Source organism: Acinetobacter sp. B-6 (assembly GCF_056930735.1).
Genome location: NZ_JBXPBY010000008.1, coordinates 1 through 26,621, shown reverse-complemented (window position 1 = coordinate 26,621; position 26,621 = coordinate 1). Strand labels below are relative to the sequence as shown.

Below are 26,621 nucleotides of genomic sequence, written 5' to 3'. Positions count from 1 at the left end.
GTAGAATGCTTATCTAGGACAGAATAAGCATCAAAAAAAGAACCTCTATTGAGGTTCTTTTTTATCACTCGCTACAAGACAATTACTTTAACTTGGCATCACTCAATGCCTGATAAGCTTGCTTGAATAAGTCATAATCAATAAATTCAGTAGAATCAACATTCAATGTCGATACGACTTGATCATTAAACTTATTATTTTTAAATGCAACATAAGATTTTGCTAAAACTTTTGCTGTTTTTATAAACTCTCCACGCTGAGACTTTTCAATCTCATTTTCTGCTTCAAACTTCTGCATGTAATATTGTGCAAACACAGCTTCGGTTGTTTTATATTTTTTAACTAAACCCTGCACCTCTAAAGTACTTTGTTTAGCTTTCCAGATTTTAGCAACAATCTCATCTACATCATTTCCAAGTTCATCATCGTACTGATGATCATCTTCTAAATGATGCTTTTTCTGTAGGGCTTGAATTTGTTTCAAAGCCTGCCCTTTTGGATTGTAGATTTCTTCATCTGAGTAAGAATAAGCATAAATTGCTGCGATTTCTTGTAAATCTTGAGCAGAATATTGTTTGATCAATTCAGGCTTTTGTGCAGTCAATTTTGCGATAAACACTGCTTTATAGGTTTTTTCATAAGAGCCAGTTTGTGCAAATACTTGTTCTGCCAGTTGCTCTAAACGTTCATCTAAACTTAAGTATTTTTGCTCATCACTACGTTCTGAACCTGAAATGCCTCCTACAGCTTGTTGCATAATGCTGCCTTTAAAGATCTCTTTAAAAGGTTTCGCCTGTTTGAGAACATTTTGATCAATCTTGCTTGCATTGCCATAATTAAGGAATTGCATGTCCATCTTAATGTTTAACTTACGATTTAAGGTATCTAAATCTAAGCCCATATCATAATCTGCTTTAACTGCTCGTCCTTTATTGTCCAATGACAAATCAACGATCAGTGGATTACGTTTGTCTGGAGCTGGCAAACTGCTTTCAATCTCAGTGAGATGTTGATTCCACAATTGTTTAAATTGTTGCGCATCGACCAACTGATCTTTCGCATAGCCATTAAATGTGCTGACCAATGCAGTCTTATTTTTCTCTCTCAACGCAGTATCTGATGAGGATTCTTTTTGTTGCTCACCTTTTAAGACATCTATTTCGTAATGATATTGACAATACTCCACATCACCAAAACGAGGATTTGCTTTAGCTTTGGTCAAATCTTCACATTGTTGCTCAGTTAAGATTTTTGTCGTATTGCCGTCTGCTGCAGCTTCAACAGCCTCATCGTCAGAATCACGCTCTTGATCTTGATCAGCAGTCGCATCGTCTCCGTCATCTTCTACAGCAGCACGTGCTGCTTGTGCTGCATCCCCTGCTTCAACTTCTTCCTCTAAATCTTCATGAGACTTACGATTGACGGCATTGTAAAGTTCATACATTGCGCTTGATGCATCATTGGCACTATCATCACTCGATGTGATGCCTGCTAGCGCTTCATCTGCAGCTTTCATCGCTTCCTGAGCAGCTTCATAAGCCTCATCACTTGCCTGACTGTCGCTACTCGGTCCTAGGATTTTTGCAATATTAGATTGATTCAATCCAAACACTGAATTCATCAAATATTGACGATTCACTGTAGAGTATAATTGCCCTTGTAAGAACATTTCTTCTACTGATGTATTTAAGCGAATTTTTTCAACGATTCCTGCTTGCTTGTCCGCAGAACTCACTGCAAGATTTTGAATTTGATGAGGCGCGGCAATTAAATATGAAGTTGCACCCGACTGTTTAAGCAACTCGATCAAGGCTTTGCCATTCACCTTGTTAATATCATCTTTATATTTTGAAAAATCATAATACGCATATTTGTCTTGATCTTGAGAATTTGCCAAATAAGGCATTATCGAAAAAATATGGGTATAGAATTTATAATTATTCATATCCAAAACTGTAGGAATACGCATTTCCACAGATAAATTTGGCTTTTTGTATTGTGTTTCTAAATTAAACGATGCCATTTTTTGGCGATAATTCACTGTTCCGTCGTATCGAATTTGCAAATCATTGACAATATTTTGAACAACATCTGCTCCCATGCCGACAAAACGACTGATATAGTTTGAATCCTGTTTCGCAATCGCTTGATAAAGTTCTTTTTTCTGTATATCTGTCAGTTTAATTTTTTGATCTTTTAAATACTGATTGACCTTTTTTTCAATGGCAGGATCTAGTTGCTTTGAATCCGTAGACTTCAGATTTTGATCTTTCTGTGGGCGATCTAAATGAACTTGAAATTGCCCACGATAATCAAAATTAGGATATTCATACAGCGCATTAAACCCTTGAATTGCACGTTGAGGAGCGTCTTGATCTGCATTTAAAGCATTACTTTTAATCACATGTGTTGAACATGCCGACAAACTCAAACCTAAAAGACATAATGTTAATTTTTTTAAATGCATGAGAGATTGACTCACTTCAATATTATAAAGATACTAAAAATAGCAATGAAACTACAAAAACAAACTGTTCAATACTATCAAAAAACCAACAGATTCGCATGTACTTTTTCTACCAAATTCGCATTTCTGACAATTCTTTTAGAGAGTCTTATCAATGTATTTCTCATATGATTATGAATAATGAAACTATCGATTGAATATCCAAAACTATTTCTAAATTAGGATTAAATACATGCCAGCATATAAAGCGCCTCTCCGTGATATTCGTTTTTTAATCAACGAAGTTTTTGACTATTCTGGGCACTATAAAACATTATCAATTGGCGAAAATGCCGATGCTGATACGATTGATATGATTTTAGAAGGTGCAGCAGATTTTTGTGAAAATGTGCTCTCTCCTTTGAATCAGTCTGGCGATGAAGAAGGTTGCCATTTTAAAGAAGGTGAAGTCACTACGCCAAAAGGATTTAAAGAAGCTTACGATCAATTCGTTCAAGGTGGTTGGCAAGGTTTGTCGTACCCAGAAGAGTTTGGTGGTCAGGGCTTACCAATGTCTTTAAATCTGATTAAATCGGAAATGATGGGAACTGCAAACTGGTCATTCACGATGTACCCAGGTTTAAGCATGGGCTGTATGAACACCATCATGCAATTTGGTACAGATGAGCAAAAAGCAACCTACATGCCACATCTTACTGCTGGTACTTGGTCAGGTACGATGTGTTTGACTGAACCACAATGTGGTACAGACTTAGGACAAGTTAAAACCAAAGCAGAGCCAAAAGAAGATGGAACTTATGCCATCACTGGTACAAAAATCTTTATCTCTGCGGGTGAACATGATCTGACTGAAAATATCATTCATATCGTACTTGCGCGCTTACCAGATGCACCTGCTGGCACAAAAGGAATTTCATTATTTATCGTACCAAAATTTATCCCAACGGTAGATGGCGGTATTGGTGAACGTAACCCAGTGACTTGTGGTTCAATCGAACACAAAATGGGGATTCGTGCGTCAGCAACTGCGGTATTGAACTTTGATGCTGCAACAGGTTACTTGATCGGTGAAGTAAACAGAGGCTTACATGCCATGTTTACCTTCATGAACACTGCACGTATTGGTACTGCAGTTCAAGGTCTTGCACATGCTGAGTTAGCATTCCAAGGTGCACTGCCTTATGCAAAAGATCGTATGTCTATGCGTGCACTTTCAGGTAAAAAAGATCCAGAGAAAGTTGCCGATGCAATTATTCACCATGCTGATGTTCGTCGCATGTTATTGACCCAAAAGGCAATTGCTGAAGGTGGTCGTTCAATGATCTATCATGCTGCTCAATTGGCTGATAAGATGACTGATGCTTTGGCGCAAGGTGATCAAGCAAAATTTGATGAATATGACGATAAACTTGGTTTTTATACGCCAATTCTCAAGGGCTTCTTAACAGAAATGGGCTTAGAGGCTGCAAATCACGGGATGCAAGTCTTTGGTGGTCATGGTTATATTAAAGAACATGGCATGGAACAAATTGCACGTGATGCACGTATTTCAACCTTGTATGAAGGTACAACTGGCGTACAGGCACTTGATTTGATTGGGCGTAAAGTATTGCTTTCTTCTAAAGGTAAAGTGGTTCGCGAATACACCGCTGAAATTTTGAAGTTCTGTGGTCAACATGCACGTAATAAATATATGCGTCGCTTTGCATGGGATTTAACTAAAATCTGTGCACAATGGAATGCTTTAACTGTTCGTATCATGCTTGCAGCACGTAAAGACCGTGACATCGTTTCTTCTGCTTCTGTAGATTTCTTGATGTTCTCTGGTTATGCAATGATGGCTTATTACTGGGCACAACAAGCAGCCGTGGCTTCTGAAAAATTGGCGTCAGGAAATGGTGCTGAAGTTCCTGAGTTCTATAAAGCAAAAATCAAAGTTGCTGATTTCTACTTTGAGCAATTGTTACCGCGTGCACAAGGACATGCTGAGTCGATGGTCAACCCATCTAAGACCATGATGTCACTTGAAGCTGAACATTTTAGTTTTGACTACTAATATGTAGGTTTTCGCTAAGAAAAATAGAAAGAGCGCTTCGGCGCTCTTTTGTATTTTTAAGGAAAGTTAATTGAAATTCTGCCGGAATATACGATAACTCATCCTCTTTTCTATTTGTTTATAACAATAGAAAGCTGATTTTTCCGCATTTTTAGTCACCCACCATGCACTAAAACATACTAAATAACGTGAATTCGATGCAATTAAATCTTCAACTCATTGAAAGATAATAAATCTATGTGGATTTTTGCTGGATTTTCATCCGATTTTGGATGAGGAGCGGAGCTCCGCAAGGGCTCGCCATACTTGTTTTGGCATGAGGAGCGAAGTTCCGTAAGCGCAACCATCAATATAGTTTCATTTCTCTGATCAATAAAATGAAGGCGATCAATAGATTGTTTGATGATCTAAAGCTTGCACTGCCACGCTTTACTTCTAAAGTTTAAATTGTTTTGCGTAGGCGATGCCTCACTTTTCAGAGATGAAAAGTGACAAAAATCTTTCGTTGAGCGAGGGGTACATCCTTTACCCCCGCTCAACATGGAGACATCCATGTCGCCTCAAGATCGAAAGACCATCAATGATTCAAAAAGTACAAAATAAATGAATCATCCAAATCACGTGTATGAATAATCAGGCGGTTTGACTGTATCATCTTTCATCAAGGATTTTTATCGAACTCAGGTTAAATAAATGCTAAGTTTTTAAAAATTTCTGTGCATAAATCCAAAAAATCATCTCTTGTTTTGCCTTATTTTTGATTTTTTGACACAGGTTCAACGATGGTTTTCAGCAGCTTAAATCGGCTTTTTTCGAGTACATAAAAACGAGTAGTGACTTGATCAACTTCATAGTTTTGATCCATATGTTCTTCTTGTGTGACCAATAAACGACTATTCACACGTGTTGCGATGACATCTTCTGTTCGTGCCTCGCCCCCAAAACCATCAGCTAACAGCTGCCCTGTACGTTTATTGACGAAAGAATACATTCTACAACTTGCACCACATCCCCACATGGTGGTGACATATTCACCAGCAAAATCTGGTTTTTCTTTCAAAGCATCTCTCAGTCGAGTACGAAACATATTGGCACTTGGATCAGAAATATCCAGTTTGGCGGTCTTACCCGTATATACCGATTTCACAGGATAATCACGAAACTGGGGAACTGCACTTTTCGCGTGAGCAATTGAGATTGCTGTTAGGGCAAAAAACAGACTGATGAGATATTTATTCATTGTTATAACCTAAAGATTTAAAATATTTATTTTCAGTCACAGCATAACAAAACTGGATATCTCTTGCTGTTTATTTTGAGCAATATATTTATAAAAATGCCTCTAAAACAGAGTTTAAAAATATATGCCCTTGCGCCGTACAGGACAAGCGTGTTGCATCATTGACCATTAAATGACGCTGTTTTAATGGGCTGATTCGCTCATTTAAATCCTCAAGATTCAAACCTGTACGTTCAGTATAGAGTTCAGCAACGACACCATCATTTAAACGCAAAGCATTCATCATAAATTCAAACGGCATCTCAACATCTTCAATACGTTTAAACTGCAAATGTTCAGCAGGCACTTTGGCTAAATAGTCTTTAGGCAAACGGGTCTTTTGATAGCGGTAAACACCATCAGTTTGAGTAACTTTGCCATGTGCTCCTGCACCAATTGCCAGATAATCACCAAATTGCCAGTAATTCAAATTATGCGCTGATGGTTGCTCTTTACGCCAAGCAGATACCTCATAATTGATAAAACCACTGGCTTTTAAATATTGCTCACCTTGTTCCTGTATCGCCTCTAAAACATCATCGACTGGCAAAATCGGTTGTGTACGGAAAAAAACTGTATTGGGTTCAATGGTTAATTGATACCAGGAAATATGTGTCGCACCATTTTCAACAGCCAGTTTTAAGTCGTATAACGCCTGTTCCAAGGTCTGTTCTGGTAATCCATGCATCAAGTCAACATTCACTCGTTGAAAGCCTGCTTCTCGAGCATTTCGAATCGCTGAAACAGCATCATCATTGGAATGAATACGCCCTAATTTCTTTAAATGTTCGGTATTAAAACTTTGCACGCCTATGGATAATCGATTAATACCTGCAGCTAAATAACTTGCAAAAGGATCATGTTCAACTGTTCCCGGATTGGCTTCTAAAGTAATTTCACAATCCTGCTCAAAAGGCAGTAAGGCTTTTAATTGAGAAAATAACCATTGATAACCTTGAGCTGAAATAAGTGACGGCGTCCCCCCACCAATAAACACACTATGAATTTCTCGCCCTTGGGCAAATTCAATTTGCGTTTTAAAGTCTTCAACCAATGCCTGTAAATATTCCTGTTCCAAATCTAAAGATAATTTTCCGTCGGGTACTGCATGCGAATTAAAATCACAATACGGACACTTACGCACACACCACGGCATATGGATATAAAGCGATAATGGAATATTTTGAGGGATTAAAGCAGTCAAAGAAAAGCTCAAAGCAACTAACAGAATAATTAATTTTAACATGACTTCTAGCTTCTGATTAGAACAACTCATCAAATTGCTTTAGACTGGATATGCGCAATAAAAAGTAGATGAACAAGAATGATGAAATTATCCAGTCAATTGTTATTTCTTTTACCACTCACCATGGGCATTGGTATTGCTATGGCGTTTCAAACAGCCATCAATACGCAACTGCGTGAATATCTTTACTCCCCTTTACAAGCCGCGCTTTTATCTTTTTTGGTGGGTACACTATTGCTCGTAGTTTTGGTAATCTTCCAGTCTGAACAAAAACCAACACTACACAGTTTAGCTGTGATTCCTTGGTATCTCTGGCTAGGTGGTTGTCTTGGGGTTTATGCCATTAGTATTAGTATTTATACTGCCCCCAAACTTGGTTTCTTAACCCTTTCAGGGTTGATTATCTTCGGGCAGATCGCCACATCAATGATCATTGATCACTTTGGTGTATTGGGTACAGATAAAGTGCCAGTCAACTGGCAACGTCTTTTAGGTGGCGTGGTGATTTTTATAGGTGTGCTTCTCACTCTACAACGCTAACCAGTTTATTTTTTCTTAAGCACATTTAAAACGAGTATTACCTGTGTCTGTATCAGTAAAAGCCACGACTACCCGCTTTGAATTAAAGCAACTTTTTCATTTGATGCTGCCGATTTTGATCACCCAATTTGCTGCCGCAGGTTTTGGATTGATTGATACCATTATGGCTGGGCATATGTCTGCCGAAGATCTCGCCGCAATTGCTGTTGGGGTTGGATTATGGATTCCAGTGATGTTGCTGTTCAGCGGTATCATGATTGCCACAACACCTTTAGTTGCCGAAGCCAACGGTGCACGTACACCTGAAAAAATACCATCCATCGTACGTCAATCATTATGGGTTGCTTTCTTACTTGGCTTGATTGGAATGATGGTTTTACAAATCATTCCATTATTATTGCCCCTTGTCGGTGTCCCTGAGTCCCTGCTTCCGAAAGCCAGTTTGTTTTTACATGCGATTGCATTTGGTATGCCTGCATTTACCATGTATTCAACTTTACGAGGTTATTCTGAAGCCTTGGGCTATCCACGTCCTGTCACTGTGATCAGCCTTGTAGCGCTGGTGGTGCAAATTCCACTCAACTTTATTTTTATGTATGGTATTGGACCGATTCCACATCTAGGGAGCGCGGGGTGCGGTTTCGCCACAGCATTATTGCAATGGCTCATGTTCATTACAATCAGTACTTATATTTTCAAAGCAAAGCGTTATCAGTCGACTCAACCCTTGAGTAAATTTGAGAAAATGGACAGTGTACTCATCAAGCGTATTCTTAAACTGGGTTTACCGATTGGCTTAGCGATTTTCTTTGAAGTGAGTATTTTTAGTACGGGTGCAATTGTGCTCAGTCCATTGGGAGAAATTACGGTTGCCGCACATCAAATTGCCTTATCCGTCACCTCTCAGCTGTTTATGATCCCAATGTCACTCGCTTTGGCGCTGACGATTCGTACAGGAACCTATTTTGGTGAAAAAAATTGGTTCGCCATGCGTAAAGTGCAAAAAGTTGGATTAATGACCAGTACCTTATTTGCCTGTACCACCATGTTATTACTGTTGCTATTACGTCCAGAAATCGTTTCTGTTTATACGCGTGATTATGATGTATCTCAAGCTGCCATTTATTTGATTCTATTTGCAATTGGCTATCAGCTCATGGATGCTTGGCAAGTAAGTGCTGCTGGTTGTTTACGTGGAATGCAGGATACCAAAGGACCCATGTGGATCACGATGCTGGCTTATTGGATCATCGCCTTTCCAATTGGAATCTATTTAGCACGTTATACTGATATGGGTGCGGCGGGTGTCTGGACAGGTTTAATTATTGGATTAACGGTTGCTTGCGTCTTATTGCTTATGCGCTTATATAACAATAACAAACGCTTAGCACAAAACTAATAATTAAAATTTTAAATAATGCTGTTTTATTAACAGCATTATTTTTTCTAAATCAAGTCAACTCAAACTGAGTTATATCATCTAAACAATACATCAACTGTCTAAATCCTCGGGTGACTTGACCAGATCATATAAAGTTCATGATGAACTTAAATTTTTCTATCTATTCAGATTGAAGTTGATAGGCATGTTGAAATTTCTCAGACATTTCCAATACATCTGCAACCTCTTTGATGATTGCTTGCCCAACAATCACATCCGTACCATTAAACGTCATGGTTGGCGCGCCGTATAACGCATAACCTTCGTTAAGCGCTTTGCTCACCCTTGCACAAAAGTGAACATCATCTTTGCCCGTTAAATAACGATAAACTTTCATCCAACTACAACTATATGAATATGTGAAAACATTTTAATCCAAAATACACAAAAACAGGCTTATACTGTCCAACGAGTTTAAATATCAAAAATAGCCAAGCAGAAACAAACGCTTAACAAATTAGAGTAGGCAGTTTAACAATAGTCGCCTATGATCAAAATAAATGAAACATCTAATCTAAACTGAAGGATGATTACGAATGTCGAAAAGTACCAGTACACCCGGTCGCCGCTTTATGAAACTTGCCAGTATGACTGCAAGTATTGCGACAAAAACGGTATCAAATTCAATTCGTAACTTCAATGCAGATGAAGAGCAGAAAAATGAAGCGCGCAGCAAGCTGTTTCAAGATATTGGCGTACAAATCGCAGACACCTTAGGTGAAATGAAAGGTGCTGTAATGAAAGTTGGGCAAATCGCCTCTCAGTACAAAGATATTTTTCCGCCAGAAGTTGCTCGTGCCATTGCCAAATTACAACGCCAAGCACCTGCAATGCCCTTTATTGAAATTAAGCAGCAAGTCGAACGAGAGCTTGGCAAACCCATTGATCAAGCCTTTTTATATTTTGATGAGCAACCTTTTGCCGCAGCCTCAATTGGTCAGGTACATAAAGCAACTTTGAAAAATGGCACAGAAGTGGTGGTTAAAGTTCAGTACCCAGGTGTGGATGAAGCCTGTGAAAGTGATTTAAAACAAGTTCGCCTAGCATTACGTCTTATGGGGGTACTTAAAGTTGATAAGAAATTACAAGACCGCTTATTTAAAGAAATTCAAGACAGCCTGCATGAAGAATTGAATTACGAAATCGAAGCACAAAATTTACAAGTATTTCGAACTTTCCATCAGGCTTTGGATAGCAAAATTATTATTCCAAAAGTTTTTACTGAATACTCAAGTCGTCGAATCCTGACCTTAAGCCTTGAAAAAGGTGAAAGTATTGAAACTGCAAGCACTTGGGACTTAGATATTCGCAATGAAATTGGTCGTCGTTTGATTCTAGCACTGGGTCAACAGATCTTTTTCTTAAAACGCTTCCATTGCGATCCACACCCAGGCAATTTTGCTTTCCGTGAAGATGGTAGTGTGATTATTTATGATTTTGGTGGAGTAAAAACCTTATCCAATGAAATCATTACCCATTTTAAAGCTTTAGTCAGAGCTGCGAGAAAACAAGATATTGCTAGCATTGAAGAGCATTTAACCGCATTGGATGCATTGGCTGAAAAAGGCGAGTTCCCTGAAGAGCTTTATCAAGCATGGCTCGAAGTTTTATTACGCCCACTGACGACACATTATGATTTTGCTGAAAACTCAGCCCATCATGATGGTATTAAATTGGTGAAAAAATCTCTGAAATACTGGGATGTATTTAAGCCATCTCCAGATACTTTAATGGTAAATCGTACCATTTCAGGGCAATACTGGAATCTGATTCAACTGAAAGTTCATGATAATTTGAATGATCTTTTCGAAGAATTGGTTCCACTGCAAGATTAAGAAAAGGTTGATAACTAAGGTCATTTTTACAGTGAGTGAATCAGGGGATGTATCGTTAAAACTCGAATTGAATAATCATTATCTCTCACGGTAGTGATTAATTTTATTTTAAGGCAATCATCTTAAATTAAAACCATATTTGAAACCTAAGCACCCTCCTCCTGCTTAGGTTTCTTTTTTATTTTCAGCAATATGAAATCATTTTTATCTGACAGATTGAACTCAAATTTAAATAGACTTTACAAATTATATGTTATGTTATAATATTTCATTGAGTCAAAATAATGAGAGGATCAAATCATGCGTGCAGGTATCCATCCAGAGTATCGTGAAGTGTTGTTCCATGACACCAATGCAAATGCATTCTTCGTAATTGGCAGTACGATCAAGACTGCAAATACTAAAGAACATGAAGGTAAAATATATCCTTATGTAACATTAGATATATCGAGTGCTTCTCATCCTTTCTATACGGGTGAAATCCGTCAAGCAAGCAATGAAGGTCGTATTGCCAACTTTAATAAACGTTTTGCACGTTTTAAACGTTAAGTTTAAAACTGTTGTTCAAGCCTAAGTTACCCCTCTAAACTTAGGCTTTTTTTTTATTCTTAGATTCTTTGATGAAGTGCAACAGAGATTTATATTATTTTGTTGATAAAATCATTTGCACAATATAAAAACCAATCGCTAAAAAGACGACACCGACAATAACACTGGAAACTGTATAAGCCAGCGCAATGGGAAAGTGTCCTTGGCGAATGAGTTGAAAGGTTTCTAAGCCAAAACTGGAAAAAGTCGTAAATCCACCGAGGATTCCCACCATGAAAAACAAGCGTGTTTCTTGTTGTAGAATTGGATAACGTAGGGTAAAAGCAAAGAAAATTCCTGCCAAAAAACACCCTAAAATATTAATTGACCATGTTGCCCAAGGAAAAAGGCTGAGAGGTTTAGAAATCAAAAAACCAGCCCCATAACGTAAGCTTGCACCAATTGCTCCACCACATGCGACCAATAGCCAATTCATGTTCTAACGTCCTTCAATCTTCTTTAAATCAATTCTTTTAACACTAACGACGCAATGCCACTTTGTTTGTGTATAACCCAATAGTTATCCACAATTTTACATAACAATAGTAAGCAATCTAATCGAGTGGTGTCTCATTCTTTACATAAAAGTTCAATGCAGGAACCACAAATGCAAAGACATCTTGTTCCCGAACTTCCCACTGTTGTAGTAATGGACAATCAATATTTAGCACCTGTGCTGCTTGAATTTGATTAAAATCAAAAGGCATTTCAATATCACCTTGTGACAAACGTTCAGGCTGATCAACCCATTCCACCCAAGCATGATCTTGATCTACAAGATAGGCAATAGCGTCTTTCCATGAAGGAAACAAAGGGTGCCAAGCTTGAGGGAGTTGCTGATCTGTTTTGATCTTAACTGCGCTGGAAAGTCGATAAAGTGCATCTAGCTCAATCTGTGTCTGAATAATATCATCTTGTCTTTCATGGACAAATTGCAAGGCATATTGTGCAGGCATCGCATCACTTGTTAAACGCCCACTGAGTACATAAAGTTTCTGATCAATCATGACCTGTTCAAAAATCACCGTTTTGTCTTGTTGCTCAGGTGCAATATAAAAACGCCAATTGCTTTGTCGAGGTGATGGCATGAGCTGACGTAAACGACCTAAAAAAGAAAAGCCAAAATGCTGGTGTTGGTAAGTCAAAATACTAAAAATCGTTTTACCTTGTTTTTCCCACAATTGAACATGACTCGGATAGCATGAACGGACTTTTTCTATATCCACCAACCACGACAAATAAACAATATTTTTTACCTGACTTTGTAACTGCAAAAAGGGAATAAAACGCATCAAGATACGGCGTAAACGAAGTAAAAATGAGCATTGCGCAAAAAATGCAATGAGTTTTAAAGTAACACCTGCAGTTTGTTTTTTAAGACGATGTCGGTTCATAAGACACGATGACTGTTCCCTTCAAGCATTTGATTCTAACAAATAACTTTAAAAAATAATTTATCTGGCAAAACACATAAGAACATTACTGATTTATAAACGATAGGTTATGCTATGTGCACGACTGAATATGGAATTCTCAAATCATGGTTCAAGATTTATTGAAACAACTTCAAGCTGGCGAAGCAAAATTTGCCGATGTTATTCAACATATTGAAGCGCGTTATACACATACCCCAACCGCATTTCAAAATGGTCAACAACATAATGCAGCAACAGAAAACCAAGGCAGTGCTAAAGTTTTTTCTTTTGCTCAGCTAAATCAACTCGACCAACAGCAAACCTTGAACTTGTTTGCAGAACACTATGCTTCTGTTTTGGCGACTCCAGATGCGTCAGATCATCAAAATATTCGTCAATTTATGCAAAATGGTTGGGATGGCATTCAATTTGAGGGTGTAGCTTTAACTGCGAAATAAGATCTATCATCATTGTAAACATCAATGAATTGGCTCAAGCTACATATCGCAATTAAAACAATAAAGGGATCAAATTGATCCCTTTATTCTGCGCTTATGGTCGCTCATCATATTGTGGCAAACCATCACAAATATGATCCCACTCTGCTTTATAGGCTGCATAAATATGCATGGTGGGTTGATGTTCCAATGCCGTGTCGAGTGTTCCAATTCTTAAACGATAGGTCTCTGGAGCTTCAGCTTTGATGCTCATAATCGGCGAGCCACACTCCTGACAAAAACATCGCGTCGTAGTCTCGGTTGATGCAAACTGTTTTAGCAACGACTCACCCTTTACGATTTTAAAGTCTGCTTTTTGAATGGGTGCATTGGTCGCAAATGCCGTACCATTTGCTTTTCGGCAACGTTTACAATGACATTGGATAACTGGACCTATTTCACCATGAACCTCATAATGAATCCCACCACACAAACAACTTCCTGTATATAATTTTTCAGCAGACATTTTTGAAAATCTCACCATGTGCAAAAATGATTAGTTACTCCATCAAATTAGCACAAAATATCTACTTTTAGAGAAAATAAATCCTTTTTTATAACAGGTCAGAAAGATATTGATGCACGCCTTCACCTGCCGCTCGACCAGTAGCAAAACAAGCCGTCAATAAATATCCACCTGTCGGTGCATCCCAATCCAGCATTTCACCACAACAAAACACAGAAGGATGAGATTTAAGTTGTAAATCCTGAGTCAATGCTTGTTCTTTGACACCACCTGCACAACTAATCGCCTCTTCGATAGGGCGGAATCCCTGTAATTCGATTTTGAGGTGTTTAATCTGTTGTGCCAACTGTTCTGGATCACTCCAGAGTGCTTTATTAACGAATTCACGCAGCAAACTTGATTTTGCTGTGTCTAAGCCTGCTTTACGCCAAATATTGGCAGTCGACTGCTTTTTAGATGGCTGTAATTTTTGTACCAATTGCTGAATAGATTGATCGGGTAATAAATCCAGATACATGACCAGTGGTTGACTTTGTTGAATCAGTTGACGCAATGAGCGTCCTTGCTTATAGATGAGCCCACTTTCCAAGCCATAATGGGTAATAACGATATCACCTTGAGTTTTAACCGAAGGCTCAACCCAAGCATCTACTCGCTTTAAAGGCTGACCAAAAACAGACTGCATATAGTCTGACCATGGATAAACTACACCCGCATTACTGGGTTGAAAAGTTTCAATTTCAGATGAGGACAACCATTTTTGCCATGCGCCATCACTGCCTAAACGAGACCATGACACAGCACCACAAGCCAAAATAATCGCATCAAATTTCTGCTCATTGATTTGATTACTTTTTAAATCAATCATCTTGAGTTGCTGATGTTTCAGGTCAGTAACTTGATGACGATAATGAAACTTAACCTGTTGCTCAACTAAATGCTTCAACCATGCTCTTAACAGTGGTGCAGCTTTCATTTCTACAGGAAAAATCCGCCCAGAACTGCCTACATAAGATTCAATGCCTAAACTTTGCATCCACTTTTGAATCCAAGCAGCATCCCACTTTTCAATCCAAGGTCTCAACCATTCCACTTGATCATAACGTTGAATAAATTGCTCAAAGGTTTCAGCATGTGAGATATTCAGTCCCGTTTTTCCCGCCATCAAAAACTTACGTGCTGCCGATGGCTTTTGTTCAAAAACATGAATCTCATAATTTTTATATTGGCTTAAAACATCTGCCGCCATTAAACCTGCAGGACCTGCACCAACAATTGCAACTCTCTTAATCGACATGTGCTTGCTCGGATGATGTCTCGGCTGCCTGCCCATGACGAGGTTGCATATCATCAAAACGAGTTAAATAATGCTCAGGCTTACGAATAATCAATTGCTGACACAACTCACCACGTTCTAAGTATTTAATTTCAAAATGTGTTCGTGCTGAATCTGATGCAATAATTTGTTTCTCGTAAGGAAGTTTCCAAACGTCTTGTAACTGTTGCTCTGCTTCCGCGATATATTCGGGAATATTACTGGCCAATGTAATGCTGCCATTTGGCTGTAGCCTAGAAATCAAAAACTCAAAAAAAGGCATATTTAACCAGCGTTGTGCTGGATTATGCGGTTCAGGATTTGGATAGAGAATAAACAACTGTTGCACCTGTGCTGGGTACAATGCATGTACAAACCATGGCAATGCATCGGCATGAATTGGTGTTAAATTGGTTTGCCCTTCTAATTGATGCTGTTTTTGCATCGCCACAAATTTTTCACGTGTGCGCTCGATTGCAATCAGACTCAAGTCTGGATGTTGTCCTGAAAACAACAATGCATGTTTGCCTTTCCCCGCCCCAATTTCCACACAAATAGGAGTATTTTCAATACATTGAAAATCACGGGGAGCATGCATACGCTGTGCTTGAAATTGACGAATCGGCATAATCAGATCAAACTAAGAAAAATCGCTGCAAGTTTAACAATTCTTTGCAGGTTTTGCTTTTCTAAATGAGAGTTTCTGTATGGCTAAAACATTTCCTTGTCCACGATGTGGTGTACCTTCAACATGGGAAGCAAATGAATTTCGCCCATTTTGTTCTGACCGATGTAAATTGATTGACCTCGGTGCCTGGGCGAATGATGAATATAAACTTCCTACTCAAGATGCGCCTCAAATGGATCAAAAACGACATGAAGATGATTATGAAGATTAATCAATCATATGGCTGCCCAAATTCGTTTAAGTACCTTAAGCCAATTTTTAAAGCATATTTGTTCAATCAATTGATCTGAATAACTGCGTTGTCGCATTGCGCTGATGAGTTTCGAAACTCCCATAATATCTTTGAGTTCATTACTAATCAGTGCACCATCAAAATCAGAACCAAAGCCTACATGTTCTTCACCTAAGTAGCGCATCATATATTCCAAATGATCTAAAATAATATTGATGGTCGTATCGGCATTGCGTTGTCCGTCTGGGCGTAAAAATGCCACATCAAAATTTACTCCAACCATACCTTGACTATCGCGTATTGCCTTTAATTGAGTATCCGTTAAATTTCGTGCTTGTGGACACAATCCATAAGCATTGGAGTGAGTTGCAACAATCGGTTGCGCTAAAATCTCTGCTGTATCCCAAAAAGCACGCTCATTCATATGTGAGACATCAACGAGCATCTTTTTATCCGCACAACGTGCAATTAAAGCTTTACCCTCAACTGTAAGACCGGGACCTGTATTTGGAGAATGAGGAAATTTAGCATTTAAACCATGTCCAAACTGACTTGGTCTATTCCATAGTGGTCCTATACTACGCAGCCCTGCATCATATAAGACATCCAATAGTTTAGGATCTTGTTGTAAAGCTTCTGCCCCCTCCATATGAAGGACAATACTCAACTTTTTTTCAGTGATACAAAATTCAATGTCTTCAACAGATGTACAGATTTGAATATTGTGCGAACGTCTAGTCAACTGTTGAGCTAAATCAAGCTGCTGCAAACAAATCTCTTCAATCTGTTGTTGGGTAAACTCATCAATGCTTTGATCGAATAGTTTATTCGGATGATGTTGCTTTACATAATCAAATGGCGGTAGAAAAATAGCAAAAAAACCACCTGCAAAACCTGCTTTCTGACAGCGTTTGAAATCAAGATGCCCAGGCAATCCTTGGTGGATAAAAGCATCGACAGGATCATGATCATCAGATAACCACAGCCTTGTTAAAACATCATTATGACCATCGAAAATTGGAATTATATCGTGGCGCATACTGCACATCTCGCTAAAATCATCCATTTGAAATGTTTAGAACAGAAATGTGATTATTCATTCGTTTAGAATTTTTACTATTGCGAAAAATCAAATTACTGAGGGAAACAGCTTGTTCAGTTTCTGCTCGTGCTTGTTCAATCAAATGATGATATGGCGATTTAGCGCAGACTGGATCAGCATTAGATGCATTGCCCGTTAACATATAAGCTTGGCAGCGACAGCCACCAAAGTCACGGTCTTTATCAGGACATGTACGACAACCTTCAGGCATCCAAGCATCTCCACGATATTGGTTAAAAGCCTTAGATTCATACCAAATTTTTGCTAAAGATTGTTGACGGACATTCGGAAAAGTCATCGGTAATTGACGAGCCGCATGACATGGTAGTGCCATGCCATCAGGCGCTATCGTTAAGAATATTTTTCCCCAACTATTCATACATGCCTTTGGACGCTCTTCATAATAGTCAGGTACCACAAAAATAAGCTTACAAGGACGCTTTTGCAGACGTAATTTTTCTCGATAAGCATTGGTAATGTGCTCAGCACGTATTAACTGGGTTTGAGTAGGTAATAAATACTGACGATTTAAAAAAGCCCATCCATAAAACTGACAAATTGCTAACTCGACAGTGTCCGCATTCAATTCAAGACAAAGCTCAATGATCTGTTCAATCTGATCAATATTATGTCGATGAATGACAAAATTAAGCACCATTGGATATTCATATTTTTTAATAATACGGCACATATTGTATTTTTGTTCAAAGGCATATTTCGAACCCGCCAATGCATCATTTACCAACGGATCGCTTGCCTGAAAACTCACTTGTATATGATCAAGACCTGCTTGTTTTAAACAGCTTACTCTTTGTTCCGTCAACCCCATACCCGAAGTGATAAGATTGGTATAAAAACCTTGTTGATGTGCATGTGCGACTAACTGCTCTAAATCTTGACGAACCAAAGGCTCTCCACCAGAAAAGCCTAACTGCACAGCACCAAGCTGGCGAGCTTGATCAAAAACATCACACCACTGTTGGGTCGTTAACTCATTTTTATGTTGTGTATAGTCTAAAGGATTGGAACAATATGGACATTGTAATGGACAACGATAGGTTAACTCTGCAAGTAACCATAACGGTAGTCCAATATCGGTTGTCATTTAAAATCAATCCAATATTGTTGTTGAGCAACTAACATGTAATCAAAAACATCATTGTCTATTTCAGCAATATCTCCAAATTGTTGTTTTAAATAAGTAATAATATCTAAAATACTATTTATCCCATCAATACATTGCCCAATCGCACCAGCGCTTTCATTTAACTTGATCATGCCTTCAGGATATAAAATAACAAAACTATTTTGCGCAGGTTCAAACTGAAAACGGTAGCCAGGTCGCCAAATAGGAATAAGATTTTGATCAAGTGCTTTATTGTTCATCTAAATAATCCTTTATGCCAAACTCGTTGTTTAGTCACAGTATGATAAGGCGCTTCATGATGTATATAAGCCAAAGTTAAAGCATCTAAAATGCTCCATAAAACATCAAGTTTAAACTGTAGTATTTCTAACATTCGTTGCTGTTGCTCATAACTGGTGAAGGAATCCAGTGTAATCGTCAAACCATGCTCAACATCTCGTCGAGCTTGACTTAATCGAGAGCGAAAATATTGATACCCCTGATCATCAATCCAGGGATAATGTTTTGGCCATGAGTCTAACCGCGATTGGTGGATTTTAGGTGCAAATAATTCAGTTAATGAACTACTTGCAGCTTCCCGCCATGACGCTCTGCGTGCAAAGTTGACATAAGCATCTACAGCAAAACGTACCCCTGGGAGGACGAGCTCTTCAGAAATTACCTGTTCACGTCGAAGACCTACAGCTTCTGCCAAACATAACCAAGCCTCTCGCCCCCACCATCGGGATACGTACCATCTTGATCAATCATTCGTTGAATCCACTCCTGACGTACCCGTTGATCTGGACAATTTGCCATGATCGCAGCATCTTTAAGTGGAATATTAATTTGATAATAGAAACGATTTGCAACCCACGCCTGAATTTGCTGTTGGCTTGCCTTTCCTTCCGACATCATGACATGAAACGGATGATAAATATGGTAATACTGTCCTTTGTCTATAATCGCTTGTTTAAATTCTTCTAGTGTCAACGCTTTTGGTATTTGATTCATAGGGCATCTTATTAAAGTTCAATGTGCATTCCGTCATAAGCAACCTCTACCCCATTTGCTTGAAGTTCAGCAAATTGGATGGAGTTCTCATTTAAAATTGGATTGGTATTATTAATATGAATCAGTATTTTTTTTACATCTGAGAGCTGATTCAAATAAGACAATGATCCACCTTCACCACTAATGTACAGATGTCCCATTTCTCTTCCAGTTTTTACGCCTACACCACATTTTTGCATCTCATCATCTGTCCATAGTGTCCCATCAATCATCACACAATCTGAGTTCCTCATCGTCGCCATAATCATGTCATCAACTTTTCCAAGACCAGGCGCATAAAACAACTGCTTTTGTGTTTTTTGGTCTTTAATAATTAAAGCAATATTGTCACCCTCATGCGGATCATGGCGATGAGGTGAATATGGCGGAGCCGCACTTTGAATCAGCAAAGGAATGAATTCCAAATGCTTAAAACCATCTATTCGAAAAGCATGATTTGGGTCAATCTGGCGATATTGCAGTCCACCATTCCAGTGCTTCAATATATTAAATACAGGAAAACCTGTACTGAGGTCTTGATAGACCATTTCAGTACACCATACAGAGATTGGACATCCTTCGCGTAAACTAAGAAGCCCTGAGGTATGGTCAAGTTGACTGTCCATCAGAATGACATTCGTAATGCCAGTATCACGTAATTTACGCGCTGGTTGAGCTGCCCTAAAATCAAATAACTGTTGGCGAATATCTGGCGAAGCGTTTAACAAAATCCAGTCCGTGCCATTTTCAGAAATGGCAATCGAGGACTGTGTTCGAGCTGTAGCTTGGATCGTGCCTTTACGGATACCATCACAATTAACACAATTGCAATTCCATTGTGGAAATCCACCACCTGCGGCTGAACCCAATACATAAATATACATAGCAGTAAGATCTGATGATGATAAAGATCAAAGCCCCAGATCAAGGCTAGGGCTTATTTGGGTTTGAAAGTAAAAATAATTAACGGGCTTCGAAGTACATGGTAACTTCAAAACCAATTCGTAAGTCAGTAAAAGCTGGTTTTATCCATTGCATAAAATTTTTCTCCAAATTCAATTCTTATTTAAAAAATTAACACCTAATCAGTACCACAACAGTGTTCAAATTTTATTCTAAATAAAAATACTATCCTTGTAGACCCTGTTTAGTTAATATTTTGTTCGATAGTCGTTATCGTTAAAAATGAGTAAAAATTATTCGCCATGTCCGACAAGGTAGATCAAAATCCAAAATTAAGACAATTTTTGTTCCATATTTTAATTCAGTGTAACTTTCTTACTCTGATTAAACAGTTTCTTTATAATTTAAACACAATAGACATATATATTTCACAATAAACGCCTATTTTTTAACACACGCTTAGCTATATGATCATTGCGTGCTAAATGTCACACTTTTCCATATAAAAAATTAAAAAAAGTTTCATTGAAACTAAATTGGAGTATCAAAATGTATATAGGCTTAAAAGTTTTTACTGCTATTTTAGCCATTTTATGTGTATTTTTTACCACGATAGGCATTTATGCACTTGATGCATCACTGATTATTATTGGTATTCTCTTTGCAGCTTCAATTCTCTTGATTGTTTTAGAGGCGCAAAATCGATCAACCAATCCGTTTATAAAACGCTAACACTACCATCGAATAAATAATTGAGAATGAACGATCATTAGCTCACTCATTGCATTATCCAATACTGACTGAGCTGTATTTTATTAGATGGCAAGTTTCGAAAAAATTACCCTGCTTTACTTGCCACGAATGGATTATGCTGTTTCTCAAACCCAATCGTACTCATAGGACCATGCCCTGAAATAAATTGGGTTTCATCAGGCAAGCTAAAACATTCACGCTGAATAGAATCGAGTAATTGTTGATGATTGCCTTTTGGAAAATCTGTGCGCCCAATTGAACCTTTAAACAATACATCACCCGTCCACAGCACAGCGTATTTAGCATTGTAAAAGATGACATGACCAGGGGTATGTCCAGGCGCAAAACGAACTTCAAATTCCTCCTGCCCTAATTTCAAAGTTTCACCACCTTCAAGCCATTGATCAACTTTAACTGGCTCGGGAATAGGAAAGCCATAACGAGCAGACACTTCTTGAATCATATCTAACCAAAATTGGTCTTCTTTATGTGGACCAATCACAGGTACATTCCATGCTTTCACCAATGCACCCACAGCACCAGCATGATCCAAATGCCCATGCGTTAACCATAACGCTTTTACCGTTAAGCCAAGCGCTTCAACTTCTTGTTTTAATTTTTCAGGCTCACCACCTGCATCAATCAGTACCGCTTCTTTAGTTTCCGAGTCCCAAACAATCGAACAGTTTTGAGCAAACGCCGTTACGGGTACAATTTTGACTTGTAACATAATAATTTTCCTAAAAGAATAGCGTCTGTTGACATTGCAAAAAACGCTAAGCCTGTAACTGTGACTTGAGTGCCTCTAATTGAGTCTGTAACAGCAGTCCCAATAGATCAATATGGTCGTCTCGATCATTCAATGCAGGGATATAAGCATAATCTTTACCCCCTGCTTTCAAAAATAATTCAGCATTCTGAATTGCCAACTCTTCTAAAGTTTCTAAACAATCTGCTGAAAATGCAGGACTCAGGATTTGCACAGATGCTACACCTTGTTCTGCCCATGCTTGCAATAATTGATCCGTATAAGGCTTGACCCATTCCTGTTTCCCAAAACGTGACTGGAAACTTATCGCCCATTGGTCATCACTTAACTGTAGTGCCTGAGCAACCTTTTGCGCAGTCACACGACAACGATCTGCGTACGGATCACCCTTATCTGCATAAGGTTGCGGAATACCATGAAAAGACATTAATAACTTTTCCGCTTGACCGTGCTGTTGTTGATAATCACGGACACTATTGGCTAAAGCCTGTATATATAACGGGTGTTGATAATAATCACGAATAAAGCTTAGACCTGGAATATTTCGTTGTTTCAGCAGCCATTTTGCCACTGCATCATATAAGGGTGCGGTAGATGTTGCCGAGTACTGAGGAAATAGCGGAAAAAGAATAATGTGATCATAAAGCTGTGATTCAGCTTCATCTAACACACGATCAATACCAGGTCGACCATAGGTCATTGCAGGAACAATGGTTAAATCAAAATCAGTATTGAATACGCTCAATTTCTTTTGAAGTTGTTGAACCTGTTTAAATAAAATTTCTCGCATTGGAGAGTCATTCGACCATACCTGCGCATAGGCTTCCGCTACACGCTTAGGTCGGAACGGCAGAACAAAAGCATTTAAGATAATTGCCCACAAAATTTTGGGAATTTCAATAACCCGCTGATCCGATAAAAACTGCTTTAAAAAAGCCCGAACCGCTGGAGCTGTTGGTGCGTCTGGTGTGCCAAGATTGGCAATAATAATCAGGACTTTAGGTTTGGATAAAGACATTTTTACTCTGTTTGCACAATATCATGATCTCTAAATATCAGCTTAACAGAGTCAATCTATAAACAGAATTTTTATCTGTATATTCACACTGTATACCCTTAAAAAATAGAGGAACGATGACTGATACGTTGTGAATTTTCCAGCAATTTGACACATTTATCGGTCATTTGCCATAACATACGCTGACGATCATCACGCCCAACAGGGACAATCCATTCATTTTGACGAACTTGTTGTTTAATCGTATGTAAAGAACGTATATTGATCTGTGCTCTAGATACAGCATGCGCACGAGGCATGACTACTTGTGCATCTGTCAGACCTGTATTATTTAAATAGTCATTCAGCACTTTAGAGAAAAAATCCTCAGGTGTTGGCTTCCTGAATTCAACAGACAATATTTTTAATAACTCTGCCCAAGTCATTTCACGTGCTGGAGAAAGCTCCCTAAAATTACCATCTTGATAAGCATGCATACGGTAATCGAAGTTAAATACTTCATGCAGTGAAACTTTTGGTAAGGTTAAAAATGGATCTGCTTCTTTACGCCCTTGTTCAACTGAGACCTGTGCTAATTTTGCTTTTAAACGATCAATTTCGTCTTGCAAGACCTGAATATTTTGTGGTCTTACCCAACCAACAACAGGATAACGCTCAAGCATTTGTGGCATGTAAGAGCGTACAGCGAGCTCTAAATCTCGCAAGGTGCGATAGGTTACAACCTGCTCAACTTCTTTTTGTAGCTGATGACGAAATTCATTGAATTTGCCTTTTAATATCGCGCTTTCTTCTTTTAAATGTGGCTCACGAGAATCTGGATTTTCATGCATAAACACAATAATTGGCTTTTGTTTGGTCACTGCATAAATATATTCAAGATGTAAATAACTCACCCCTGAAACAGACTGCTCACCATATTGGCTCCCCAACAGCAATAACACATAATCACAATCATCAATCTGACGACGTGCAAAAGCGGTACTTAACGGTGTACGCTGTTCTAATCCCCAAGAAAAGAACCCCATCCCAATCAATGTTTGAGACACAACCATACGTTCTGGCTGCATTTCTTTGCCAGATGTTGTAATAAAAACTTGATAACGTTTATCGAGCATAGGTTAACCCATTCTTGTCATACTCAACTTAAATCCATCCTTGAGCTTTAAGTAGAATATGCCCTACACTTATTAAAAATATTAAATCTTTCCAATATTGAAAGAATTAGCCGAGTTTTTCAACAATATTTTCGATAGACCATGTAATTTCAGGTTGTATGAGATGCTTGAGGACGCTTTCTAATTCTTTTGCATTTTGCCCGCTCACAAAACATCGCAACCGCACGCCACTCTCTTGCGAATCAGTCGATATTAACTCATTTTTCAATAATATACGCGCCGTTTGTCGTGCAACTGCCAGACCTGAATCAATTAAGCTCAATTTAGCACCATAAAGCTCTTGAATACTTTGCTTTAAATACGGGTAATGTGTACATCCCAGAACCAAGTAATCTGCACCTTTTGCAACAGCAGGATCCAAAACCTTCTGCAAACTTTGTTTACACTCCAGCGTGTTATAGCGTCCAGATTCGACCAATGGAACTAGGTCTAAATTGGTAATGGTGAGTACTTCGACTTGGGCAGGCTCTGCAAAGCGTTGGATAACATCTTTAATCAGTTGCCCACGAAAAGTTGCAGGAGTTGCCAACACTGAAACCACTTTAGACTGGCTTTGTAAAACCGCAGGTTTTAATGCAGGAACCAAACCGACAATAGGAAAGTTTTCACCATAATGCTCACGCAAATAATCCAGACTAAAAGCAGATGCAGTATTACAAGCGACAACAGCAATCTTACAGCCTTGGCGATACAGCCACTCAATCGCTTGTGCTGTTAATTCTCGAATATTCTGATCTGTTCGTGGACCGTATGGAACATGTGCGGTATCTGCATAATAAACAATACGTTCATTTGGCAAATAATGGGCAATTTCTTGTGCAATTGAAAGCCCGCCAATTCCTGAATCAAAAATCCCAATAGGCGCATTTGCCAAAGCTTTTGGCATGGGATTTTCTAAAGGATACAGGGGAAGAATAGCGCTCATTTGATCCACTATGGATAGGTATTGAAAATAATTAACTAGCTTAAACCTCAAGTGCCTAATTGCAAGTGCAAATCACCACTTTGTAAAGACAAAATGGTATCTCCTTGCTCATTTTCAAGTAAGCTTCCGTATTCAATTAAATGAAAAAAAGCATTGCGTTGAATTAACGCATTTATCCCAAAACGGATATGCACGTATGGTCTTAACTCACCTTGATATTCGCGCATAAAAATAGCATGTTCTTTATCCACCAAACAGATGTCTTGATTGGTGGTAGTGACCTGTAAATAAGTCTGTCCGTCGATCTCGACTTGATCAACCTGATTAACCAATAAAGGCTCATCTTCAACCTCGATTTCAATCTGCTCAACAGGTGTTTTTAAGTAGAATTTCCCTTGTTCTTTCCAAAGTACTTTTGTAAACAGGTCTAATAGTGCTTGACGCTTAATTAATTGACCTTCGTGCCACCATTCTCCATTGGCTTTTACCTTCAAATCCATTTTGCCACAATGCTTTGGCTGCCATTGCTCTAAAGGGGGTATTGACCTTTTGTGACCCGCCTGTACACCTTTTAAGTATTGTGTAATAGACATTAAGTTTTTATTATCAGAATCAGGCTGATTTTGAGCCGCTGATGTTGAATTATTTTGATTTACCATGGTTTATGCCTTGCTGACTAAAAAATAATACGACTCAGCCAATTGGCTAGATTGAGGTTTATAACTATACTAGCGCAAAATATATTATTGGTACGAGCGTTAATTCGTATCTCGGAATTTTTAGAACACTCATGGCAGCACCGATTTATTAATTCCCAATAAATGCTCACGGTTGCCACCCTTAGAAATATGAGGAGTCCTACATGGAACACATCGAACGCGAATCGATGGAGTTTGACGTAGTGATCGTAGGCGCAGGTCCTGCGGGTCTTTCTGCTGCGATTAAAATTCGTCAATTGGCTATTGAAAACAACCTTTCAGACCTTTCTGTCTGTGTGGTTGAAAAAGGCTCTGAAGTTGGTGCGCATATCCTTTCTGGTGCTGTACTTGAACCTCGTGCAATCAATGAACTTTTCCCTGACTGGAAAGAACAAGGTGCACCTTTAAATGTGCCTGTGACTGAGGACAAGACTTATTTCCTCATGTCTGCTGAAAAGTCTCAAGAAGCACCGCATTGGATGGTTCCTAAAACCATGCACAACGATGGCAACTATGTCATTTCACTGGGTAATGTTGTTCGTTGGTTGGGTCAAAAGGCTGAGGAATTAGAAGTTTCTATTTTTCCAGGCTTTGCTGCTTCAGAAATTCTTTATCATGAAGATGGTTCTGTAAAAGGGATTCAAACTGGTGATATGGGCGTTGGTAAAGATGGTGAACCGACGCATAACTTCACGCCTGGTTATGAACTTCATGCCAAATATACAATTTTTGCAGAAGGTTGCCGCGGACATCTCGGTAAACGTTTAATTGCAAAATACAACTTAGATCAAGATGCTGATCCGCAACATTATGGTATCGGGATTAAAGAGCTTTGGGAAATCGACCCTGCAAAACATAAACCAGGTTTGGTGATGCATGGTTCAGGTTGGCCACTTGCTGAAACTGGTTCTTCAGGTGGTTGGTGGTTATATCACGCTGAAAACAACCAAGTGACTTTGGGTATGATTGTCGATTTATCTTATGAAAATCCACATATGTATCCATTTGCTGAAATGCAACGTTGGAAAACACAC

Annotated in this window: 28 protein-coding genes and 1 pseudogene; 9 read left to right on the top strand and 20 right to left on the bottom strand. The window is 38.6% G+C overall.

The features are described from left to right. Window positions 1–82: 82 nt before the first annotated feature. Complete coding sequence (locus tag AC1Z3T_RS11030) at window positions 83–2,467, bottom strand: hypothetical protein (protein ID WP_100884425.1); 2,385 nt, start codon at window positions 2,465–2,467, stop codon at window positions 83–85. A gap of 232 nt (window positions 2,468–2,699) precedes the next feature. Here AC1Z3T_RS11030 and AC1Z3T_RS11025 point away from each other — a divergent pair, with 232 nt between their 5' ends. Continuing rightward, the gene (locus AC1Z3T_RS11025; RefSeq protein WP_004825249.1) at window positions 2,700–4,523 is read left to right on the top strand and encodes an acyl-CoA dehydrogenase C-terminal domain-containing protein; all 1,824 of its coding nucleotides are present in this window, start codon (window positions 2,700–2,702) and stop codon (window positions 4,521–4,523) included. 751 nt (window positions 4,524–5,274) lie between these two features. Here AC1Z3T_RS11025 and AC1Z3T_RS11020 read toward each other — a convergent pair. Both AC1Z3T_RS11020 and hemW read right to left on the bottom strand, forming a co-directional pair. Next, window positions 5,275–5,763 carry a hypothetical protein gene (locus AC1Z3T_RS11020; RefSeq protein ID WP_336932738.1) on the bottom strand — a complete coding sequence of 163 codons (489 nt, stop codon included), beginning with the start codon at window positions 5,761–5,763 and terminating at the stop codon, window positions 5,275–5,277. 88 nt (window positions 5,764–5,851) lie between these two features. Next, window positions 5,852–7,048: a radical SAM family heme chaperone HemW gene (gene hemW, locus AC1Z3T_RS11015; RefSeq protein ID WP_005034189.1), complete on the bottom strand. Its 1,197-nt coding sequence runs from the start codon at window positions 7,046–7,048 to the stop codon at window positions 5,852–5,854. A gap of 78 nt (window positions 7,049–7,126) precedes the next feature. Here hemW and AC1Z3T_RS11010 point away from each other — a divergent pair, with 78 nt between their 5' ends. Beyond that, complete coding sequence (locus tag AC1Z3T_RS11010) at window positions 7,127–7,588, top strand: DMT family transporter (protein WP_046760855.1); 462 nt, start codon at window positions 7,127–7,129, stop codon at window positions 7,586–7,588. Between the two features lie 43 nt (window positions 7,589–7,631). Then, window positions 7,632–8,987 (top strand): MATE family efflux transporter, encoded by a 1,356-nt coding sequence (locus tag AC1Z3T_RS11005; protein WP_004825259.1) that lies wholly within the window; start codon window positions 7,632–7,634, stop codon window positions 8,985–8,987. A 163-nt stretch (window positions 8,988–9,150) separates the two neighbouring features. Here the strand turns inward: AC1Z3T_RS11005 and AC1Z3T_RS11000 are convergent, their stop codons facing one another. Further along, window positions 9,151–9,366 (bottom strand): DUF1737 domain-containing protein, encoded by a 216-nt coding sequence (locus tag AC1Z3T_RS11000; RefSeq protein WP_151806300.1) that lies wholly within the window; start codon window positions 9,364–9,366, stop codon window positions 9,151–9,153. Window positions 9,367–9,565: 199 nt separating this feature from the next. Here AC1Z3T_RS11000 and AC1Z3T_RS10995 point away from each other — a divergent pair, with 199 nt between their 5' ends. Next, a complete protein-coding gene (locus AC1Z3T_RS10995; RefSeq protein ID WP_009584941.1) occupies window positions 9,566–10,864 on the top strand; it encodes an ABC1 kinase family protein in 1,299 nt (432 codons plus the stop codon). A gap of 300 nt (window positions 10,865–11,164) precedes the next feature. After that, window positions 11,165–11,413, top strand: coding sequence for a type B 50S ribosomal protein L31 (locus AC1Z3T_RS10990; RefSeq protein WP_151797185.1), 249 nt, complete (start codon window positions 11,165–11,167; stop codon window positions 11,411–11,413). A gap of 94 nt (window positions 11,414–11,507) precedes the next feature. Here the strand turns inward: AC1Z3T_RS10990 and crcB are convergent, their stop codons facing one another. Beyond that, window positions 11,508–11,888, bottom strand: a complete 381-nt coding sequence (gene crcB / locus AC1Z3T_RS10985; RefSeq protein WP_005034204.1) for a fluoride efflux transporter CrcB — start codon at window positions 11,886–11,888, stop codon at window positions 11,508–11,510. Between the two features lie 118 nt (window positions 11,889–12,006). Then, window positions 12,007–12,846, bottom strand: coding sequence for a DUF2071 domain-containing protein (locus AC1Z3T_RS10980; RefSeq protein ID WP_288497893.1), 840 nt, complete (start codon window positions 12,844–12,846; stop codon window positions 12,007–12,009). Window positions 12,847–12,992: 146 nt separating this feature from the next. On the opposite strand from AC1Z3T_RS10980, the gene AC1Z3T_RS10975 reads away from it, so the two are divergent. Further along, on the top strand, window positions 12,993–13,325 hold the full coding sequence (locus tag AC1Z3T_RS10975; RefSeq protein ID WP_009584948.1) for a HopJ type III effector protein: 333 nt from the start codon (window positions 12,993–12,995) through the stop codon (window positions 13,323–13,325). A 94-nt stretch (window positions 13,326–13,419) separates the two neighbouring features. Here AC1Z3T_RS10975 and AC1Z3T_RS10970 read toward each other — a convergent pair whose 3' ends face one another. The 3 genes from AC1Z3T_RS10970 to AC1Z3T_RS10960 all read right to left on the bottom strand — a co-directional run bounded on the left by AC1Z3T_RS10970 (window position 13,420) and on the right by AC1Z3T_RS10960 (window position 15,779). Continuing rightward, entirely contained in the window at window positions 13,420–13,830 is a 411-nt protein-coding gene (locus AC1Z3T_RS10970; protein WP_009584951.1) for a GFA family protein, read from the bottom strand. An 88-nt stretch (window positions 13,831–13,918) separates the two neighbouring features. Continuing rightward, a complete protein-coding gene (locus AC1Z3T_RS10965) occupies window positions 13,919–15,127 on the bottom strand; it encodes a TIGR03862 family flavoprotein (protein ID WP_046760851.1) in 1,209 nt (402 codons plus the stop codon). Continuing rightward, window positions 15,117–15,779 (bottom strand): class I SAM-dependent methyltransferase, encoded by a 663-nt coding sequence (locus tag AC1Z3T_RS10960; RefSeq protein ID WP_171266145.1) that lies wholly within the window; start codon window positions 15,777–15,779, stop codon window positions 15,117–15,119. The genes AC1Z3T_RS10965 and AC1Z3T_RS10960 overlap by 11 nt, the downstream gene beginning before the upstream one ends. Before the next feature lie 73 nt (window positions 15,780–15,852). Between AC1Z3T_RS10960 and AC1Z3T_RS10955 the strand changes: the two genes are divergently transcribed. Beyond that, window positions 15,853–16,044 (top strand): DNA gyrase inhibitor YacG, encoded by a 192-nt coding sequence (locus AC1Z3T_RS10955; RefSeq protein ID WP_042089482.1) that lies wholly within the window; start codon window positions 15,853–15,855, stop codon window positions 16,042–16,044. A 4-nt stretch (window positions 16,045–16,048) separates the two neighbouring features. Here the strand turns inward: AC1Z3T_RS10955 and AC1Z3T_RS10950 are convergent, their stop codons facing one another. From AC1Z3T_RS10950 to pqqA, 6 genes and pseudogenes are all read right to left on the bottom strand, one after another. Further along, window positions 16,049–17,104, bottom strand: coding sequence for a dipeptidase (locus tag AC1Z3T_RS10950; RefSeq protein ID WP_100886246.1), 1,056 nt, complete (start codon window positions 17,102–17,104; stop codon window positions 16,049–16,051). 19 nt (window positions 17,105–17,123) lie between these two features. After that, on the bottom strand, window positions 17,124–18,272 hold the full coding sequence (gene pqqE, locus AC1Z3T_RS10945) for a pyrroloquinoline quinone biosynthesis protein PqqE (protein ID WP_100884421.1): 1,149 nt from the start codon (window positions 18,270–18,272) through the stop codon (window positions 17,124–17,126). Continuing rightward, complete coding sequence (gene pqqD / locus AC1Z3T_RS10940; RefSeq protein ID WP_005034218.1) at window positions 18,269–18,553, bottom strand: pyrroloquinoline quinone biosynthesis peptide chaperone PqqD; 285 nt, start codon at window positions 18,551–18,553, stop codon at window positions 18,269–18,271. The genes pqqE and pqqD overlap by 4 nt, the downstream gene beginning before the upstream one ends. Next, window positions 18,550–19,307: pseudogene (gene pqqC, locus AC1Z3T_RS10935) on the bottom strand (pyrroloquinoline-quinone synthase PqqC). Before pqqC ends, pqqD begins: the two are co-directional and overlap by 4 nt. Window positions 19,308–19,318: 11 nt before the next feature. Next, on the bottom strand, window positions 19,319–20,230 hold the full coding sequence (gene pqqB / locus AC1Z3T_RS10930) for a pyrroloquinoline quinone biosynthesis protein PqqB (RefSeq protein ID WP_009584942.1): 912 nt from the start codon (window positions 20,228–20,230) through the stop codon (window positions 19,319–19,321). A gap of 79 nt (window positions 20,231–20,309) precedes the next feature. Continuing rightward, window positions 20,310–20,384, bottom strand: a complete 75-nt coding sequence (pqqA, locus tag AC1Z3T_RS10925) for a pyrroloquinoline quinone precursor peptide PqqA (RefSeq protein ID WP_009584944.1) — start codon at window positions 20,382–20,384, stop codon at window positions 20,310–20,312. A 414-nt stretch (window positions 20,385–20,798) separates the two neighbouring features. Between pqqA and AC1Z3T_RS10920 the strand changes: the two genes are divergently transcribed. Next, entirely contained in the window at window positions 20,799–20,981 is a 183-nt protein-coding gene (locus AC1Z3T_RS10920; RefSeq protein WP_005034225.1) for a hypothetical protein, read from the top strand. 106 nt (window positions 20,982–21,087) lie between these two features. Here the strand turns inward: AC1Z3T_RS10920 and AC1Z3T_RS10915 are convergent, their stop codons facing one another. The 5 genes from AC1Z3T_RS10915 to AC1Z3T_RS10895 form a co-directional block, all read right to left on the bottom strand. Further along, window positions 21,088–21,732: an MBL fold metallo-hydrolase gene (locus AC1Z3T_RS10915; protein ID WP_004825281.1), complete on the bottom strand. Its 645-nt coding sequence runs from the start codon at window positions 21,730–21,732 to the stop codon at window positions 21,088–21,090. 46 nt (window positions 21,733–21,778) lie between these two features. Beyond that, window positions 21,779–22,789 carry a ferrochelatase gene (gene hemH / locus AC1Z3T_RS10910; protein ID WP_100884419.1) on the bottom strand — a complete coding sequence of 337 codons (1,011 nt, stop codon included), beginning with the start codon at window positions 22,787–22,789 and terminating at the stop codon, window positions 21,779–21,781. A gap of 98 nt (window positions 22,790–22,887) precedes the next feature. Continuing rightward, window positions 22,888–23,904, bottom strand: coding sequence for a DUF4062 domain-containing protein (locus AC1Z3T_RS10905; RefSeq protein ID WP_004825284.1), 1,017 nt, complete (start codon window positions 23,902–23,904; stop codon window positions 22,888–22,890). 106 nt (window positions 23,905–24,010) lie between these two features. Then, window positions 24,011–24,889, bottom strand: a complete 879-nt coding sequence (murI, locus tag AC1Z3T_RS10900; protein ID WP_005034228.1) for a glutamate racemase — start codon at window positions 24,887–24,889, stop codon at window positions 24,011–24,013. Window positions 24,890–24,936: 47 nt separating this feature from the next. Further along, the gene (locus tag AC1Z3T_RS10895) at window positions 24,937–25,548 is read right to left on the bottom strand and encodes a DUF1285 domain-containing protein (protein ID WP_005034231.1); all 612 of its coding nucleotides are present in this window, start codon (window positions 25,546–25,548) and stop codon (window positions 24,937–24,939) included. A gap of 203 nt (window positions 25,549–25,751) precedes the next feature. Here AC1Z3T_RS10895 and AC1Z3T_RS10890 point away from each other — a divergent pair. Continuing rightward, window positions 25,752–26,621 (top strand): NAD(P)/FAD-dependent oxidoreductase (locus tag AC1Z3T_RS10890; RefSeq protein WP_483396652.1); only part of this gene is annotated, 870 nt, incomplete at its 3' end.

Coding starts and splice junctions, on each gene's coding strand:
- AC1Z3T_RS10975 (WP_009584948.1), top strand. CDS start 12,993: ATGGTTCAAGATTTATTGAAACAACTTCAAGCTGGCGAAGCAAAATTT.
- AC1Z3T_RS11010 (WP_046760855.1), top strand. CDS start 7,127: ATGATGAAATTATCCAGTCAATTGTTATTTCTTTTACCACTCACCATG.
- AC1Z3T_RS10955 (WP_042089482.1), top strand. CDS start 15,853: ATGGCTAAAACATTTCCTTGTCCACGATGTGGTGTACCTTCAACATGG.
- murI (WP_005034228.1), bottom strand. CDS start 24,889: ATGAGCGCTATTCTTCCCCTGTATCCTTTAGAAAATCCCATGCCAAAA.
- hemH (WP_100884419.1), bottom strand. CDS start 22,789: ATGTCTTTATCCAAACCTAAAGTCCTGATTATTATTGCCAATCTTGGC.
- AC1Z3T_RS10905 (WP_004825284.1), bottom strand. CDS start 23,904: ATGCTCGATAAACGTTATCAAGTTTTTATTACAACATCTGGCAAAGAA.
- AC1Z3T_RS11000 (WP_151806300.1), bottom strand. CDS start 9,366: ATGAAAGTTTATCGTTATTTAACGGGCAAAGATGATGTTCACTTTTGT.
- pqqB (WP_009584942.1), bottom strand. CDS start 20,230: ATGTATATTTATGTATTGGGTTCAGCCGCAGGTGGTGGATTTCCACAA.
- AC1Z3T_RS10995 (WP_009584941.1), top strand. CDS start 9,566: ATGTCGAAAAGTACCAGTACACCCGGTCGCCGCTTTATGAAACTTGCC.
- AC1Z3T_RS10990 (WP_151797185.1), top strand. CDS start 11,165: ATGCGTGCAGGTATCCATCCAGAGTATCGTGAAGTGTTGTTCCATGAC.
- AC1Z3T_RS10895 (WP_005034231.1), bottom strand. CDS start 25,548: ATGGTAAATCAAAATAATTCAACATCAGCGGCTCAAAATCAGCCTGAT.
- AC1Z3T_RS11020 (WP_336932738.1), bottom strand. CDS start 5,763: ATGAATAAATATCTCATCAGTCTGTTTTTTGCCCTAACAGCAATCTCA.
- AC1Z3T_RS10970 (WP_009584951.1), bottom strand. CDS start 13,830: ATGTCTGCTGAAAAATTATATACAGGAAGTTGTTTGTGTGGTGGGATT.
- AC1Z3T_RS10980 (WP_288497893.1), bottom strand. CDS start 12,846: ATGAACCGACATCGTCTTAAAAAACAAACTGCAGGTGTTACTTTAAAA.
- AC1Z3T_RS10950 (WP_100886246.1), bottom strand. CDS start 17,104: ATGCGCCACGATATAATTCCAATTTTCGATGGTCATAATGATGTTTTA.
- AC1Z3T_RS10965 (WP_046760851.1), bottom strand. CDS start 15,127: ATGTCGATTAAGAGAGTTGCAATTGTTGGTGCAGGTCCTGCAGGTTTA.
- pqqD (WP_005034218.1), bottom strand. CDS start 18,553: ATGAACAATAAAGCACTTGATCAAAATCTTATTCCTATTTGGCGACCT.
- crcB (WP_005034204.1), bottom strand. CDS start 11,888: ATGAATTGGCTATTGGTCGCATGTGGTGGAGCAATTGGTGCAAGCTTA.
- AC1Z3T_RS10915 (WP_004825281.1), bottom strand. CDS start 21,732: ATGTTACAAGTCAAAATTGTACCCGTAACGGCGTTTGCTCAAAACTGT.
- AC1Z3T_RS11025 (WP_004825249.1), top strand. CDS start 2,700: ATGCCAGCATATAAAGCGCCTCTCCGTGATATTCGTTTTTTAATCAAC.
- AC1Z3T_RS10920 (WP_005034225.1), top strand. CDS start 20,799: ATGTATATAGGCTTAAAAGTTTTTACTGCTATTTTAGCCATTTTATGT.
- pqqE (WP_100884421.1), bottom strand. CDS start 18,272: ATGACAACCGATATTGGACTACCGTTATGGTTACTTGCAGAGTTAACC.
- hemW (WP_005034189.1), bottom strand. CDS start 7,048: ATGTTAAAATTAATTATTCTGTTAGTTGCTTTGAGCTTTTCTTTGACT.
- AC1Z3T_RS11030 (WP_100884425.1), bottom strand. CDS start 2,467: ATGCATTTAAAAAAATTAACATTATGTCTTTTAGGTTTGAGTTTGTCG.